Raw genomic sequence first — 15,636 nt, forward strand, 5'->3', positions numbered from 1 at the left:
AGCGTCTATCTCGATTTTATATAATGTTATATCATAACATTTTGTTCTGTAGGAGAGAGTTATGGAAAGTATGCTAGGCAAATTGCCAGTTACAGTTTTATCAGGCTTTTTAGGTGCAGGTAAAACAACGGTTTTAAGCCATATATTGAATAACCGTGATGGTTTAAAAGTTGCGGTGATTGTTAATGATATGAGTGAAATCAATATTGATGCGACGACGATTAAGCAAGAAGTGTCGTTGAATCGTAGTGAAGAAAAATTAGTAGAAATGAGCAACGGCTGTATCTGCTGCACCTTACGTGAAGATTTGCTTATTGAGGTACGAAAGCTTGCGGAAGACAATTGTTTTGATTATTTAGTGATTGAATCAACCGGTATTTCTGAGCCCTTGCCCGTAGCAGAGACCTTTACTTTTGCGGATGAAGACGGTGTGAGTCTATCTGATATCGCTCGCCTAGATACCATGGTCACTGTCGTGGATGCGGTGAATTTTATGAAGGATTATGACGCTGCAATATCCTTGCGAGAAACCGGTGAATCCCTTGGTGAAGAAGATGAGCGTAGCGTGGCGGATCTGTTGATTGATCAAGTTGAATTTGCCGACATCATTTTGATCAGTAAAACCGATTTGGTGAATGAAGCGGAATTACGACAATTAGAATCCATCCTTCGTAGCTTTAATACTGAAGCGGAGATTATCCCAATTCATCAAGGCAAAATAGAGCCTAAACGATTGTTGGGAACCGGCAAGTTTAGCTTTGAGCGAGCACAACAAGCAGCTGGCTGGTTAAAAGAAATGCGTGGAGAGCATGTGCCAGAAACGGAAGAATATGGAATTGGGAGCTTTTCATATTTAGCGCGACGACCTTTTCATCCGCAGCGTTTTTTTGATTTCCTTCATAACACTGAGGCGTTTGGGAAATTGCTGCGCTCGAAAGGCTATTTTTGGTTAGCGACTCGTCCAGAGTTTGCTGGTCAATGGAGTCAGGCGGGCGGTATTGCGCATCATGGTTTTGCAGGCATGTTTTGGAAAGCGGTACCTAAGGATAAATGGCCACAAGATCCAGAATATCTTGAATCAATAGCAGATCAATGGGTAGAGCCTTTCGGCGACATGCGTCAGGAGTTGGTGTTTATCGGCCAAAATCTGAAAAAAGAGGCTGTGATAGAAGCGTTGGATGCTTGCTTGTTAAGCGATCAAGAATTGCTGGCAGGAAAAGCAGTATGGGCCACATTGCCCGATCCATTTCCTGAATGGCAAGAGGTTGCTTAAGCTTACTCTTGCTCTGTTGCTTTCCCCCCAATGCTTGGTTAAAACTCTGAGTACTTTGATGGATTATAACGCTCACTAAGCTTGTATTAGGAAGTTATTTCAATCTTGTATCTGTTCCAACTTTTTTTATATTTGCAGTATTATGCAAATATAAAACTCTATCTGGGCTGGAGAAATATGGATATTGATTTAAAGGTATTACTCACACATTACCTTCGTCAACTTGATAATATGTTGGAACAAATTCCAGAGGAAAGCTTTTCAGCTTCGCTGTCAGATAACATGTTTTCTCTTGCGGGTAATGCTCGGATAGCGGCTAATTTTGCTTTGCGTGGATATTGCCCGCTTGTTGGTGTTAAAACGGTTTCTTTTGATCTAGGGAACGATGATCAAAACGCAGTACGGGAACAAATTTCCGCTACTTTAGATTATCTTGAAGGGCTACCTGCAGTAGAGACCTTGAATAAAGATGTGTTGCTTAGTGAGAAGGCGGGATTTACTGAACTGAACCTGCCACAACCTGAGTTTTTACATCATTATATAATGCCTAATTTTTTCTTTCATATCAGTATGGTTTACGCCATTGCGAAATCGGTTGGTGTCGACTTAGGGAAGGCAGATTTTGATGGTTATCACAGCTATCCAGTCGGTTTTAGTTGGTTAAAGCCTTAAAGGAATCAAATGAACTGAACTGTAGCCTCTTTTGTTTTTCAAAAGAGGCTAAATTGCCTCTAATTACTTCTGTTCTCCTTCGTTAATTGGTTCTAGCACTTCCACAGTTTTATTTTTTAATCTATTCATTAATAAATGAATGTCTTCTTTTATCATCAGTAAAACAGGGATCAAAATTAATGTTATCACTGTGGCAAACATGATGCCGTAGGCGAGGGACACGGCCGCAGGAATGAGCATTTGTGCTTGTCTTGAGGTTTCCCAAAGAATCGGAATTAAGCCAGCAAAAGTGGTGAAAGACGTCAGCAATACCGCACGCAAGCGGCTGCGGCAAGCGAGACTGATGGCTTTTTTGACGTGGCTGGTTTCATGACGAAGGTCGTTGAAGCGAGACACGAGCAACAGACTGTCATTTACCACAACACCGCTGAGCGCAAGTATGCCGTTCAGAGAGAAAATCCCCAACGCTAAATTGTTCATCCAATGACCAAGCAATGCACCAATGATTCCGAATGGAATCGCCATCATGATGATAAGCGGCTGCGAGTAAGATTTTAGAGGTATCGCCAAAAGTCCATAAATGATCAAGAGAGCGATGAGGAACATCTCCGACATAGATGACTGAGTTTTTTCTCTTTGCTCTGCTTCCCCAGAGAAATAGATCGAAACTCCGGCAAACTGACGCTTCATCTGTGGTACGACGGCTTTTTGTAAATATTCGACGACTTCTGTTGATGACATGGCGTCTTTATCAACTTCGGCAGACAGATACAAAGAGCGTTTGCCATCAATGCGAATAATACGAGTCTCTGCATCTTCTTGAGACAGCGTAGCAACAGTTGAAAGTGGTACGCGGGTACCGTCGTCTAAAACGATTTTGGTATTCATTACGGCGGCTGGTGATTCTTTTTGTTCGCTTGGATAACCTAAGCGTACTTCGACTTCCGAGTTGTCTCGCTGGTATTTTTGTACTACCTGACCATCAAAATTACGGGCGACTTGAGTGGCTAAATTGCTGGTGGATAATCCTAATAGTCGACCCTGATCGGTTAGTTTTAGGGTGAGTCGAGACTCGGTAGGCTCATTGTTTTGCTCTATTCCTGTCACCGCTGGTAGTGTGGCTAATTGCTTTAATAGTTCTTCCATTGCACCGTTAAGAACACTTGTGTCATTACCGCGCAGTTCAACTCTTAACGCGTCAACTGTTTCACGAGCACTACGAATTCGTAGGTTTTTTACACCTTCTGGCATGCCTGAAAGTTGCTGCCATTTGCTAGCAAATTGCGCTGAGGTATAAGGTCTATTCTCGTCTAGCTCTATGCGTATGTTGCCAGATTGATCATCACTTGCCGTGACTTGGATGTTTTTGATGGCGACATCGCCTTTCGGTTTAGGAGCTTCTTTAGGTTTTGCCGAGTCTTTTGGCTTTTTGTCTGATTGCTCCGCGCTGTTAGCTGGTGGACGTCGGTGTTCGCCGCCATCGGTGCGTAATGCTATGTCGGCTTGATACGCTTTTTGCTCTAACTCAAATAAAACTTTGTTGGTTTGTCCGTAGCTGACATCGTTGTACATGGTGAGTGTGCCACGCACTGTATCTCCTGGAATTTGAGGGAAAAAACTCATCCTGATAGCGCCTGTAAATGGCATGGAAATAACCAGTACAAAAATAGCGATGAAAAACAAGCAAACAGCGTACCTATGATTAAGCGCTAGATCAATTGTCGGTCGGTAAATACGCTCGCTGAAACACTGTAAACCAAAATCTGCACCTTGTTGAACCATAGCCCATGCTTTAGATATTGGATTGGTGCGAGTCGATTTTTGTGTATTTATGTGGGCAAGGTGAGCTGGTAGGATAATTTTAGATTCGATTACCGATAGAATTAAACAAATAGCCACGACAGTAGCAAATTGAGAATACAGTTGCCCTAAACGCCCTTCAATATTTGATAGAGCCCAGAATGCTGCGACAGTAGTGAAAACGCCAAATAGTGTCGGAATGGCAACTAACATGGTGCCTTTAATCGTGTTGCCTATGGTGTCGCCTTCTTTAGACCTGACGGTATAGACGCTCTCACCAACCACAACGGCATCATCAACCACAATCCCTAAGGCCATGATAAAACCAAAGGTTGTAAACATGTTCAATGTCAGGCCGATGCTTTCCGTACCCATAAAAAATAAGGTGCCAAAGAAAATAAACGGCAACCCCATGGCTACCCAAAATGCCACAGTGACGTTCAAGAATATCGCTAGCAAGATAAAGACGAGTAATACGCCTGTAATGGCGTTTCCTATCATCAATTCTAAGCGTTGATTAATCGATTCACTACGATCATACCAAGTGCCGAGTTCGACATTAGCTGGTAAGCGTCCGCTGTCCTGCCAATCTTGAATGACAGCTTTTGCTCCGATCACGGAGTTGGAAATATCGCTGGTGCCTGTAGTTAGAACTTGAATGCCTAAACTATTTTGGCGATTAAAACGCGATAAAACATAATCATCTTCGTCAAATGTGTCGCGTATGTTAGCGATATCGCCCAGTAGAACTTTCCCTCCAGATAGGTTGGAAATAACGGGAATTCGAGCAAACTCACTTTTTATGTAGGCTTGCTCAGATGCGCTGATGGTTAAGTAAATGTTTTCGTCCCGCAACGTCGCGACTTGAGCTGGAGATGATTCGGCATTGATTGCAGTGGCAATATCGGACAAGGTGAGCCCGTAAGCTTCAAGTTTGTTTTTATCAATGTCGATCATAATGGTTGGGTCTAGCCAACCAGATACTGAAGTCGCACTGATGTTTTCGTTTGCCAATAAATCAGATTCTAATTCATCAGTAAGCTTTTGTAGGGTACGTCGATCTGCATCACCATAGAGTTGAATCCAAATTGAATGTTCTTCGCGAGTGGCTTTAGATACGACTGGCGGATCGGCTTCATCAGGAAAAGAAGAAATCTGATCAACCTTATCTTTGACATCGTTTAGGAGCGTATCTATGTCATAACCATCCAGCATTTCGACAGTGGTGCTGGTTGATTTTGCGGTTGATGAAGTCGTAATGGTCTTGATGCCAGAGACACCTTGTAAGGCTTCCTCTAACGGAATGGCAATACCTTCTTCGTTTTCTTTGGCTGAGCCGCTGTCATTGCTAACAGAAATAGCCACGCGGTTTGGCGTTAAGCTTGGGAAGGCCTCTTTATTCAGCGAGCCCATGTTCAAAACGCCTAAGCTGATAACCAGAATTAGCAATAAATTCGCAGCCACTGGATTATTGGCAAACCATGGAATAATGCCTTTCGGCTGATCAGTCGGACTCATGGTTTCACGCTCTTATCATCTGATGTCGAGGTATTTAATGACTTAACAAGAGTGCCTTTTAAATAACTGTTATAAGGTTGTACAAGCACTTGATAGGGTTTGTTTAGCATGGATGTTGGCACTTGAATATAAACGTATTGAGAGTCAACAAAACGAGGAGTGGTTTCAAAGGCAGCTAGCCGACTATCTTGATCTATGTACCAGATTTCGCTCTTTTGACTTAAGGCCGTGTTAGGTAGTTTCCAAAGGTTATCTAGATGCTGGCCTTGAATCGATACTTGAACAAAAGCGCCAGGAATTAACGCTGGAGTTTGATCAAGTGGGCGGTCTAAGCTAACCAACAAGCTGCGCATGCGAGTCGTTTCGTCGATGTGTTGGTTGACACTTAAAATTTTACCTTGCCAAGAGTCATTGTTATCAATGCTTGAGATTAACGCTGGCCAGTTGTCTTTTAGTAGCGTTTTAGTATCGGGGAGCTTTAGCCAATCACTGTTGGATAAATCGATTTTAATTTCGGCTCGATCGACGCTGTATAGTATGCCTATCTCGCTTCCTGCGCTTAGATATGAGCCAAGTGAAACATTACGAGTGACTATTAAAGCGTCAAAAGGTGAGGTTAGTTGGGTATGCTTTAATCTGGTTGTTGCGTTGCTAAGTTCAGCCTTAGCAGCTTCAACATCAGCTTTAGCGGCTGCTAATTGTGGCTCTCGTAATACTAGGTCTGAATCTGGATCACCTTTAAATCCAGCGGCGGCCCATTCTGCTCTGGCTTGCTCACCTTGGCGAGCTTCCTCTTTGAGCGCAAGCTCTGCGGTTGCTAGAGTGTTTTTGGCACTGGCTACTGCACTGTTTAGTTCGCTGTTTTGTAATTGGCCTAAAAGATGACCTTTCTTGATGACTTGGCCAGACTCAAATTGATTTGAAATGCTAATAACTTCGCCGCTTACTTGGCTTGTCATTGTCAGAGAATACCTTGGCTTAACTACACCTGATGCCTTAATAGTGGCCGCATAGCTACCAGTGTTGGCGGTGATTGTTGATAATTCTAGTGCTTGCGCTGGCGTCTCAGGGCGCGGTGTTTGCAATCGATTTTGCTGTGTTTCAATAGCATGGATAACATAAAAGTAGACACCTGCTATTGCAGCACCAGCCAACAATAAGGTTATCCATTGAGAAAGATATTTCATTAAGGTTTTACTCCAAGCCCGAGTGCGAGCCCCAAATCAACTCTGTTTGATAGGTGCTGATAAATTAAATTGTCCAATTGTGCTTCTAAGTCAAAAGCAGTGGTTTGCGCATTGATTAAGTCATTCAGTTCGACCAAACCTGTGCGATATTTTTTCTCATATTGAGTGAGGTTCTTTTTGGCGCTAAAAAGTGCTTCATTAATGTGGCGGACTTGCTGTGATAGGACGCGTTCTTGCCCCAAGGTATTTTCTACTTCGTTGACGGCAGTGAGTAGTGTGTCACGGTAATCTTGATAGGCTTGAGCAGTTTTGAGTTTGGCGATTTCTGCAGCGGCTTTGAGTTGTCCACCTTGATAGAGTGGCTGAGTTATTTGTGCTAGCAAAGACCAAATAGGCGAACCAAACAAAGCCGCTCTTGGCGATGCTGCTGTTTCGCTTAGTGTTGCGCTTAGGCTGATGCTGGGAAGCATGTCTTTATAGGCTACAGAGGTATTTAAATCGGCGGCTTCAATAGTCAAATACGCAGCTTTTAAATCCGGTCTGCGTTGTAAGTTTTGTTGTGGTAGGTCGCTTAATGTAAGGCTGACATCGGGGTAGTTTTGGTTGGTAATGAAACTCAAACTATCTGTTTTGCCTAAGTAAAGTTGCAGGTTGCGTATTTCAATAGCTAGGTTTTCTTTGTATTCCACTAGGTCAGCTTTAGATTGAGAAGTGGAAGTACGAGATTCGTCTAGTTCTTCTAAGTTGCCAAGTCCATTTTTAAAACGTTTTAGAATTAACTGCTCGTTTGCTTCTAACAGTTTTAGGCGTTTCTGCTCAATATCAATGGCATGTTGTTTCGCAGTAATAGCCAGCCAAGTTTTAACTACATTAGCAACTAAGGTGTCACGGCTGGCTTGATATAAGGCCTCGTCACTGGCAAGCGTTTTGGCCGAAGCTTGTTCTGCTTGAGCGAGTTTTTGCCATAAATCGGCCTCCCAACTAATGCTTAAACTGGCTTTGTAGTCAGTATCGCTGCCCTCTGATTTGTTACCAGAAAAGCCTGCCTCGACGCTAGGTAGAGAATCGCCCTGTTGGCTTTTTAAGCTCCATAAACTGGCTTGTAGAGTCAGCTGCGTTTTTTGCAAACTAGGATTCGCTTCTAGAGCTTGGGTAATTAGGCTATTTAGTTGCTCATCTTGTATCAAATCCGTTAAATAGCTTGCAGGAACGACGTTGTCCATTGTTTGCCATTGGGAAGTTTTAGTCTTGCTCGTCGAATCTAGTTCCTGTTGCGCTAATTCAGCGTAGTCTTTGCGTTTCTCTGTATTACTACAGGCCGCTAATACCAGACTGAGGCAGAGCAACCCTATATTTAAAAAAGGCCGGTTGAGCATTTAATATGTCCTAGTAAAAGAGCTGAATCAGTGACGTTTTTTTACACGCTATATTTTTAATATAAGAAAAGTAAGTCTTTGGATTATTACGTTTTTGGATCAAGGCTTTAAGTGTATTTGCGTTTCTTTACAGTTTACCTATCTAGCTGAGAGCAATTACAGATAAAGCAATTACTTATTAGACTGCTTTATCTGTATTTTTTACGTCATGATAAGATTATTTGGTTCACCCTGCTTTTGCCCGTTGTTCGAAATTTTGCAAAATCATTGCTAAGGTTTTGATTGCCCACTCGCGCCTTTCCATACTTTGCTCACTGAAGTTAAGTCTAAAGCAATTACGATACTTACCCGTTGCTGAAAAAAGCGGGCCGGGTGCAAAGCCTACACCTTCTTCGCGGCAGCGTTCAATTAGCTTCATGCTGTCAATACTGGGATGAAGCTCTACCCATAAGATAAAACTACCGACAGGGTAGCTAACTCTGGTGTCACTGGGTAAATAGTTTTTTATCACGCTAAGTAAATGGTCTCGCTGTTGCTCGTAGTCTTGTCTCATTTTGCGGATGTGCTTAGCGTAGCCTCCTAAGCGAATAAACTTCGCAATCGCAAGCTGGGGAAGAACAGGACACATAGAACTACTTACGTACTTGATGTGAGTAACTTTGTCTCGATAACGCCCCGGTGCAATCCAGCCAACCCGCATGCCAGGCGCAATAGTTTTGGAAAAAGACGAACACAGCAGAACTCTGCCATCTTCATCAAAGGATTTGATGGTTTTAGGGCGTGGGAATTGATACGAGATATCACCGTAGATGTCGTCTTCTATTATGGCAATATCATAGCTTTGCGCGAGTCGATAGAGCTGCTCTTTTTTGTCTTCTGGCATGGTGTAACCCAGCGGGTTATTGCATGTTGGTGTGACAAAAATCGCCTTAATTGGCCATTGGTCTAACGCTAACTCTAATGCCTCTAAACTGATACCAGTTTCGGGATGGGTTGGAATTTCCATCGCTTTAAGGTTCGCCGCTTTGATCGCTTGCATGGAGCCGTAGAAACTTGGAGACTCGATGGCAATAATATCGCCAGGTTCTGTCACCGCTCGTAAGCAAACAGATAGCGCTTCTTGGCAACCTGAGGTAACGACTAAATCGTCTGGGTGTAACTGGCAACCGGACGCTACGGCTAGACGACAAAGTTGTGTGCGTAATTCTTCCGTACCACGAATATCAGCGTAACCTAATCCTAATTCTGGTTTTTGCTTGGTAAGGTCTGACAGGGTTTTGAGTAAAGGCTTCAAGGTTGTCGCTTTCATATCTGGCATAGCGTGCTGTAACTGTACGCCTTTGTTACCACTGCGATTCATCAACATATTGAGCACTTCTTCCCATTGGGAAACTTCCAAAGGGCGCTGTGGTGGTCTTGAGATGCTGGGCAGATTGTCCTTTTTGCGTGAGCAAACAAAGTAGCCTGATTTTGGTCGAGCTTCTACCAGTAGTTCTTGCTCAAGTTGCCTATAAGCTTCTTGTACAGTTGAAATGCTGACACCATGTTCTTGGGCTAATTGGCGTACAGAAGGCAGCTTGTCGCCAGACTTATAAAAGTCATGCTGTATGTGTTCACGTAAGCGGTTGGCAAGTTTTTGATAAAGTGTCATAGCATCTCCCTTAAAGCCTTCTTGGTATCTGTATTGATTATAAGGTGTGTATTTGCCATGTATGACCATACAGATTCAGATTTATTTGGCCATACAGTGCAAAAAAACCTCTCACTGTATGTTTAATAAAGTGATTTTTTGAATCTGTATCGTATTCCTGTCTTCTCTTAAAGTAGTTACTCATACACATAGTGCTTGTTAAGCCCTAATTAGTGCAGTTTACAAGTAGTCTAAAAGGAGAGGGTTATGTTAGTTGTCAGCTTATTTGTTTGTATTCAACAAAGTATAGAGCGTTTTCAAACTCGTAAAAAATTGGCATTTCTAACTCCTCAGCAGATGATTGACATAGGCATGACAAAAGAACGCCATCAGGCTGAGCTGTCACAAGCGACTATTGTTGGACTTATGCGAGATGTAATGCTCCTTATTAAAAATAAAGGGCAGATGTCATGATAGATGTATCTTTTTTCTTAGCGCTTGCCATGTTCGCTTTTGTAACTTCCGTGACACCGGGCCCGAATAACATTATGTTATTGGCGTCAGGGGCGCAGTTTGGTTTTCGTCGAACCTTACCGCATATGCTAGGGATTGTACTTGGTGTCGCAAGTTTGTTGTTGTCTACTTTAATGGGGCTAGGTGCTTTGTTTACCTGGTATCCGCCTCTATACAGCGTTTTAAAATGGGTTGGTTGTGCCTACTTACTTTGGTTAGCATGGAAAATTGGCAGTGCTCCAGTGGGAAATTTAGAAACTAAAAAAGCGCCATCTTCACCAATGAATTGGTGGCAGGCTTTGCTTTTTCAGTATGTTAATCCAAAAGCTTGGATGATGGCGATTGGTTGTGTTAGCTCGTTCGCAATTGCTGGAGATTTATATGTTCAGTCTGGTTTTTGGATGATCGTATTGTTTGCTGCGATGGGGTTTCCTGCAATTTCAATTTGGGCGTGGGCTGGAGTGAGTATTCGACGTTGGTTAACTGATCAAAAACGCCAACGAATCTTTAATTTTTGTATGGGGATTGCCACAGCCTCTACATTATTACTGATTATTGGTAATTAAACGCCCGGAAGAGGAGCATCAAGTGACAGATAAACAGGAAGGGCAAAGTGTCTCTAAGGATCACGAGTGGAGCCTTTATATGATAAAGACTCGCTTGAATACGCTTTATACTGGCATTAGTATCGATGTTGATCGACGCTTTAAAGAGCATTCCGGCGTAAGTAAGCGAGGAGCTCGCTATCTGAAGGGCAAAGGGCCGCTTGAACTAGTATGGCATCAATCTGTTGGTTCAAAGAGTGACGCCTTAGTATTGGAGCATAAAGTAAAAAAATTGAATCGACGCCAAAAACTGAGCCTTATAGAAGGCGGAATAGACTTAACAGCATTAAGCCAATCATCTCGAAAAGAGACTAGCCTCTAATAGATAATATAAGCTTGTTTTTCCTGTCGATCATTCGTAGCATGTCATATATTTTGTGATGCTTGCTCTGGGAGGCAGGAGCTATGATAAGTCATTTTGACCACATTGTTTTGACCGTGGCAAATATCGACAAAGCCGTGTCTTTTTACGAAACCGTGCTAAAAATGGAGCCTATAACGTTTGCTAACGGACGCAAAGCGATGCGTTTTGGTCAACAAAAGATCAACTTCCAATTGCTGGGGCAAGAGCTGCGAAATCATGCAATGGAAGGATCTGGCGATTTATGCCTGATTACCAGCTGGACCATTGACGAAGTTGTCACTCATTTGAAAGCTTGTAAGGTGACTATCTTAGAAGGCCCAGTGACGAAATCTGGCGCACTAGGGCCAATCCAATCTGTCTATTTTAATGATCCAGACAATAATCTAATAGAAGTCAGTGTTTATTCAGAAATCACAGAGTAACCGTTTAATAAAACCATCTAAGAGTCAGTAAGGCAGGCACTATTTTTTGTTAATACGCCGCTTTTTTTAGTACTTCTTGTTATCATGAATTTTTTATTTTTTATTTATTGAAGGGACTCCCAGCAAGACTATGAAAACTGTATTAATAGCGAAACAGAATCTTGAGAAAACCTATTCAGGCGCTTGTCGTAGTGTTCATGAAGAGATCAAGTATTTTTCTTCAGTTGGGTGTGAAGTACATACTATTTCTGAAAATGCCAATGTAGAAGATATAAAAAAGAGCGGAGGCATTTCACATAAATCAAAGCGTTTTTTCTGGCAGAAAAAGTTTAAGCGTAGAATTCAATTTAGTAATGAAACTTTAAAGTTAGCTAAAAAAATCAAAGCGGATTTGCTTATAGGTCATGGGGATTTACAGCATCCAGATGTTCATTTTATTCATAACTGCGTACATTTAGCAGCAGAAAAAATTCATAATAAGCCACTATCTAAAAATGATGAAATGTATTTAACCCATACGCCTATTTTTCAAAATCATCAGTTTAAGCATATTGTGGCGAACTCTTATTTGACAAAAAATGAGCTAATTGCACGTTTCTCTGTACCTGAAAAAGATATATCGGTTATTTATCCTGCCATAGATGAAAGTCAGTTTAAGATTTTGTCTAACGAGGTTAAGGCTAGAATTCGAAAAGACCTAGATGTAAAAGAAGATGAGCTTTTAGTTGGTTTGGTTACCTCAGGTAATTTTAAAAAACGTGGTATTGACCGCTTTTTTGACGCCATTAGTCTCTTGCCAGAAGAGATTGCTAACAAAACTCACTTTGTTTTCGTCGGAAAAGATCAATTGACTCAAGAGTTTCAGGCGATTTTAGACCGTTCTCCCTACAAAAATAGAGTGCGCCAACTTCCTATTATTAATAATGTCGAAGAATATTTTAATGCTCTAGACATCTTTGTTTTACCGGCGAGAATAGAAGAATTCGGGCGCGTTGTTGCTGAAGCTATGGCTTGTGGCGCACCTGTGATTACGACCAAATGGGTTGGTGCAAGTGAACTTATGAAAAATGAATCGGCTGGCTTTATCTACGATGGAGAAAGTAATCAAGTATTAGCTAATCTAATGGATGCTTTGCTAAGTGATAAGGCGCTGCGTGACCGAGTATCTTTGGAAAACCAAGAGTCTGCTAAAGATGTATATGAATCTGCATTAGATGAAAAATTTAATGCTGTTTTTAATGCTTATCTTCGTTGAATTTTAAGATACAGTGCATTTTGTTAATGCACTGTATCTTTGCTAGTTTATAAGTCTTGTATCGCTTTTAGAACTGACAAATAACTTTTTTCTTCATACGCACCAAACCCGCTAAGTTGGCGGGCTTTTATTTTTGTGAAAATGGGTTGTGTTAAACCCGTTAAGAAGCGCGTAATCAATATCGCTGTGACTTGAGTCGCTGGGCTTTTGTTTCCAACATGTTGAGCGAATTCTCGAGCGTACTCTGCTAAATTATCCTGCCACGTCACATCACTATCTATGTCTGCTTGCTGTGAAAAGACCAGAACCTTTCCTCGACAAACCGAGCAGTGACCACAATGTTCTGGTGAATTCTGATCACCAAAATATCGTGCTAAATTATTATTTAAGCAGCGATCCAATTGGAAGAAGCGAATCATGGTAGCGATTCGTGCAACTTCAGCACTTTGTTTTTCTTCCACATATTGATGCAATTGGTTTGCTAGTGTCTGATGGTGAAAATGCTCGGTATGGACTTGATACACTTCAGTCAGGCCTTTGCTTTCTAGCGTCAGAACATTGTGATCTGCTGCGAATTCCAAAACTTGTAATACGTCGCCTCGTGATAAGCCCGCTTCGTTAAATAGCTTATCAAAATCAGGTGTGCCCCAGATTTTCTTGTATTGAATGCCTTTTAGGATCACTTGGTAGGCAGCTTGCCACTCGGTTGGGATTTGGTTGGCAAAAGCGACTCTATCGCCTTCCCATTTAATTTTGATATCCGCGTAAAAACTGTATTTTGGCGTGAGCGCACCGAATAATTCGAGCTGCACCAATAAGGTTTTGAGCGGTAAAGAGCGAATGTTAGTGAGATTGGATAATCCGTACAGTTGTGTTTCCCATTCGTATTCAACTGTTTGCTCGGTAATGCAACGTAGTAAAGTGTCGATGTCTTGCGGCTCAGGTGTGTCACCATAAACAAAGTTTTCTAGGGTACTTAAACCTTCCAAACTGGCGAGCATTACACATCGGCTTGGTTGGTTATCTCGCCCCGCACGGCCAATTTCTTGGCTGTAGTTTTCGATTGATTTGGGTAAATCAAAATGCACGACTAAACGAATATCAGATTTGTCGATGCCCATGCCAAACGCAATGGTCGCAACGATAATGCGTGTTTTACTATTCATAAAGTCGGCTTGAATAGCGCTGCGAATATCGCTATTTAAGCCTGCATGGTAGGCGACAGCTGAGTAGCCATCGGCTTGTAGGGCGCGAGCGACATCTTCGGCCGTTTTCTGCTGAGTAACATAAACGATACTCGCGCCTTGGATTTCATTGAAAATATTTTTTAAGACGTTTAGCTTTTGATAGCTTTGTACGGGTATAAGATCAATATCTAAGTTGTGTCGATAAAAGCCAGTTTGCACTATATGTTCAGGGTAAATAGCAAACTTTTGTGCCATATCTCTTTGTACTCGACGTGTTGCCGTGGCGGTTAACAGCAAGACTAATGGAATGGCTAATTCTTGTTGGTAAGAGGGTAGTTTTAGATAGTCTGGTCTAAAGTTATGGCCCCACTCGGAAATACAGTGAGCTTCGTCGACTACTAACATAGAAATCGGAACGCGCTTGATAAAACGACGAAAACGCTCATTTTTAAAGCGTTCAACCGAGATCATTAAAATCTTAATAGCGCCACTCTGTACTCCAGACATAACAGCTTGGCTTTCATCTTTGCTTTGACTGGAATCTAAGCAAGCAGCGGGAATGTCTTTTGCGGTTAAAAACGCTAATTGATCATGCATCAAGGCAATCAATGGTGAGATCACCAACGTCAAATTAGGGAGTTGAGTGGCGGTGAATTGGTAACACAATGATTTACCAGAACCCGTTGGGAAAACCGCGAGCGATGAGTATCCAGTCAGAAGCTGTTCAATAGTTTGCTGTTGACCTTCACGGAACTCGTTGAAACCGAACAAAGAATGAAGCGAGTGTTCTAATGGTGCTGTATTTGAAGGCATCATCGTGAAATTTGTCCCCATTCTAATTCGCAGTTTTTTAGCTCGTTTAAGTGATTTATCCAGTAGTCTTCACTGCCAAACCAAGCAAAAGCTTTGGTAAAAGCAGGGTCATGCCAACGGCTTTGTAGCCATGCAGTGTAACTAATGACACGCACACATTTAAAAACATCGACTAAATCCAATTCACGAGTTTCAAAAGGCAAATAGGTCTCGTAACCTTCAATGATTTCGCTTAATTGTTGTCTTGGATTTTCTGTTTGAGTAATGTGTAACCATAAATCTTGAACGGCAACACCATTTTGGCAATCATCAAAATCTAATAAATGAAATTGGTCGTCGTGCAACATCAAGTTACTGCGGTGGCTGTCTCCATGAATCGGGCGCAACTGAGTTGGCCAATAACTCTTAATGCTGGTCTCGCACATATCTCGCAGCGTAGCGATTTGTCTTATATAAATAGGCTTGAGCTTTTCAGGCAGCTGTAATTCTTCTGCTAGTTCTGATTGTCCAAATAAAGTACGCCCCGTCAAAATCTGATTAGCTGCATCATCCATTTGTGATAAAGGAGAGACACTGATGCGCTCTTTAAAGGGTGGCAGTGTTTTGTGTAGCTGGCCAATGAGTTCGCCAATTTGATAAAGCTGATCAAGGTTGTCTGCTTCAGGATGTTGCCCAACTAGACGTGGAGACAAGCAAAAATACATGTCGTTATGGCGAAGCAAACTCTCACCATTAAATTCTAATGGAGCGACAACGGGAACGCCCGCCGCTTTGAGCTTTAATAATGTTTGGTGCTCTTCTCGAATCTGCGCTTCGTTCCAGCGTTCTGGGCGGTAAAATTTTGCAATGACAGGTGATGCCTCTTCAATACCAATCTGATAGACCCGATTTTCGTAACTATTTAAAGGGTAAATACGAGAATCGCTCCACAAACCAGTGGACTCTACGGCATCTAAAATGACATCTGGAATAAGGGACGAAAAGGAATGAGTAGCCGTCATAAAGGATGCTCTGATATTAA

Annotated in this window: 13 protein-coding genes; 7 read left to right on the top strand and 6 right to left on the bottom strand. The window is 42.1% G+C overall.

What is annotated here, in order from left to right; genetic code table 11:
• Positions 1–61: 61 nt before the first annotated feature.
• Both zigA and TY87_RS13130 read left to right on the top strand, forming a co-directional pair.
• A complete protein-coding gene (zigA, locus tag TY87_RS13125) occupies positions 62–1,273 on the top strand; it encodes a zinc metallochaperone GTPase ZigA (protein WP_100187415.1) in 1,212 nt (403 codons plus the stop codon).
• A gap of 177 nt (positions 1,274–1,450) precedes the next feature.
• Positions 1,451–1,945, top strand: a complete 495-nt coding sequence (locus TY87_RS13130) for a DUF1993 family protein (protein ID WP_100187416.1) — start codon at positions 1,451–1,453, stop codon at positions 1,943–1,945.
• 63 nt (positions 1,946–2,008) lie between these two features.
• On the opposite strand, the gene TY87_RS13135 is transcribed toward TY87_RS13130, so the two are convergent.
• From TY87_RS13135 to TY87_RS13150, 4 genes are all read right to left on the bottom strand, one after another.
• Positions 2,009–5,263 carry an efflux RND transporter permease subunit gene (locus TY87_RS13135; RefSeq protein ID WP_100187417.1) on the bottom strand — a complete coding sequence of 1,085 codons (3,255 nt, stop codon included), beginning with the start codon at positions 5,261–5,263 and terminating at the stop codon, positions 2,009–2,011.
• Entirely contained in the window at positions 5,260–6,450 is a 1,191-nt protein-coding gene (locus TY87_RS13140) for an efflux RND transporter periplasmic adaptor subunit (RefSeq protein ID WP_100187418.1), read from the bottom strand. The genes TY87_RS13135 and TY87_RS13140 overlap by 4 nt, the downstream gene beginning before the upstream one ends.
• On the bottom strand, positions 6,450–7,826 hold the full coding sequence (locus tag TY87_RS13145; protein ID WP_100187419.1) for a TolC family protein: 1,377 nt from the start codon (positions 7,824–7,826) through the stop codon (positions 6,450–6,452). The genes TY87_RS13140 and TY87_RS13145 overlap by 1 nt, the downstream gene beginning before the upstream one ends.
• 226 nt (positions 7,827–8,052) lie before the next feature.
• Positions 8,053–9,477, bottom strand: a complete 1,425-nt coding sequence (locus TY87_RS13150) for an aminotransferase-like domain-containing protein (RefSeq protein ID WP_072837788.1) — start codon at positions 9,475–9,477, stop codon at positions 8,053–8,055.
• Positions 9,478–9,723: 246 nt separating this feature from the next.
• On the opposite strand from TY87_RS13150, the gene TY87_RS13155 reads away from it, so the two are divergent.
• From TY87_RS13155 to TY87_RS13175, 5 genes are all read left to right on the top strand, one after another.
• Complete coding sequence (locus tag TY87_RS13155) at positions 9,724–9,930, top strand: hypothetical protein (RefSeq protein WP_100187420.1); 207 nt, start codon at positions 9,724–9,726, stop codon at positions 9,928–9,930.
• On the top strand, positions 9,927–10,535 hold the full coding sequence (locus TY87_RS13160) for a LysE family translocator (RefSeq protein WP_012069165.1): 609 nt from the start codon (positions 9,927–9,929) through the stop codon (positions 10,533–10,535). The genes TY87_RS13155 and TY87_RS13160 overlap by 4 nt, the downstream gene beginning before the upstream one ends.
• Before the next feature lie 22 nt (positions 10,536–10,557).
• On the top strand, positions 10,558–10,896 hold the full coding sequence (locus TY87_RS13165) for a GIY-YIG nuclease family protein (RefSeq protein ID WP_100187421.1): 339 nt from the start codon (positions 10,558–10,560) through the stop codon (positions 10,894–10,896).
• 83 nt (positions 10,897–10,979) lie between these two features.
• The gene (locus TY87_RS13170; protein WP_100187422.1) at positions 10,980–11,360 is read left to right on the top strand and encodes a VOC family protein; all 381 of its coding nucleotides are present in this window, start codon (positions 10,980–10,982) and stop codon (positions 11,358–11,360) included.
• Positions 11,361–11,490: 130 nt separating this feature from the next.
• On the top strand, positions 11,491–12,615 hold the full coding sequence (locus TY87_RS13175; protein WP_100187423.1) for a glycosyltransferase family 4 protein: 1,125 nt from the start codon (positions 11,491–11,493) through the stop codon (positions 12,613–12,615).
• A 47-nt stretch (positions 12,616–12,662) separates the two neighbouring features.
• Here the strand turns inward: TY87_RS13175 and TY87_RS13180 are convergent, their stop codons facing one another.
• Entirely contained in the window at positions 12,663–14,618 is a 1,956-nt protein-coding gene (locus TY87_RS13180) for a RecQ family ATP-dependent DNA helicase (RefSeq protein ID WP_100187424.1), read from the bottom strand.
• Entirely contained in the window at positions 14,615–15,616 is a 1,002-nt protein-coding gene (locus TY87_RS13185) for a serine/threonine protein kinase (RefSeq protein WP_100187425.1), read from the bottom strand. The genes TY87_RS13180 and TY87_RS13185 overlap by 4 nt, the downstream gene beginning before the upstream one ends.
• Positions 15,617–15,636 lie beyond the last annotated feature (20 nt).

The sequence above is a fragment of the Marinomonas sp. BSi20584 genome, assembly GCF_002792415.1.
Lineage (GTDB): Bacteria > Pseudomonadota > Gammaproteobacteria > Pseudomonadales > Marinomonadaceae > Marinomonas > Marinomonas polaris.

What these genes read in the sequence shown, in the direction of transcription:
- TY87_RS13170 (WP_100187422.1), top strand. Translation starts at nt 10,980, where the DNA reads ATGATAAGTCATTTTGACCACATTGTTTTGACCGTGGCAAATATCGAC.
- TY87_RS13150 (WP_072837788.1), bottom strand. Translation starts at nt 9,477, where the DNA reads ATGACACTTTATCAAAAACTTGCCAACCGCTTACGTGAACACATACAG.
- TY87_RS13175 (WP_100187423.1), top strand. Translation starts at nt 11,491, where the DNA reads ATGAAAACTGTATTAATAGCGAAACAGAATCTTGAGAAAACCTATTCA.
- TY87_RS13135 (WP_100187417.1), bottom strand. Translation starts at nt 5,263, where the DNA reads ATGAGTCCGACTGATCAGCCGAAAGGCATTATTCCATGGTTTGCCAAT.
- TY87_RS13155 (WP_100187420.1), top strand. Translation starts at nt 9,724, where the DNA reads ATGTTAGTTGTCAGCTTATTTGTTTGTATTCAACAAAGTATAGAGCGT.
- TY87_RS13140 (WP_100187418.1), bottom strand. Translation starts at nt 6,450, where the DNA reads ATGAAATATCTTTCTCAATGGATAACCTTATTGTTGGCTGGTGCTGCA.
- TY87_RS13160 (WP_012069165.1), top strand. Translation starts at nt 9,927, where the DNA reads ATGATAGATGTATCTTTTTTCTTAGCGCTTGCCATGTTCGCTTTTGTA.
- TY87_RS13185 (WP_100187425.1), bottom strand. Translation starts at nt 15,616, where the DNA reads ATGACGGCTACTCATTCCTTTTCGTCCCTTATTCCAGATGTCATTTTA.
- TY87_RS13130 (WP_100187416.1), top strand. Translation starts at nt 1,451, where the DNA reads ATGGATATTGATTTAAAGGTATTACTCACACATTACCTTCGTCAACTT.
- TY87_RS13145 (WP_100187419.1), bottom strand. Translation starts at nt 7,826, where the DNA reads ATGCTCAACCGGCCTTTTTTAAATATAGGGTTGCTCTGCCTCAGTCTG.
- TY87_RS13180 (WP_100187424.1), bottom strand. Translation starts at nt 14,618, where the DNA reads ATGATGCCTTCAAATACAGCACCATTAGAACACTCGCTTCATTCTTTG.
- zigA (WP_100187415.1), top strand. Translation starts at nt 62, where the DNA reads ATGGAAAGTATGCTAGGCAAATTGCCAGTTACAGTTTTATCAGGCTTT.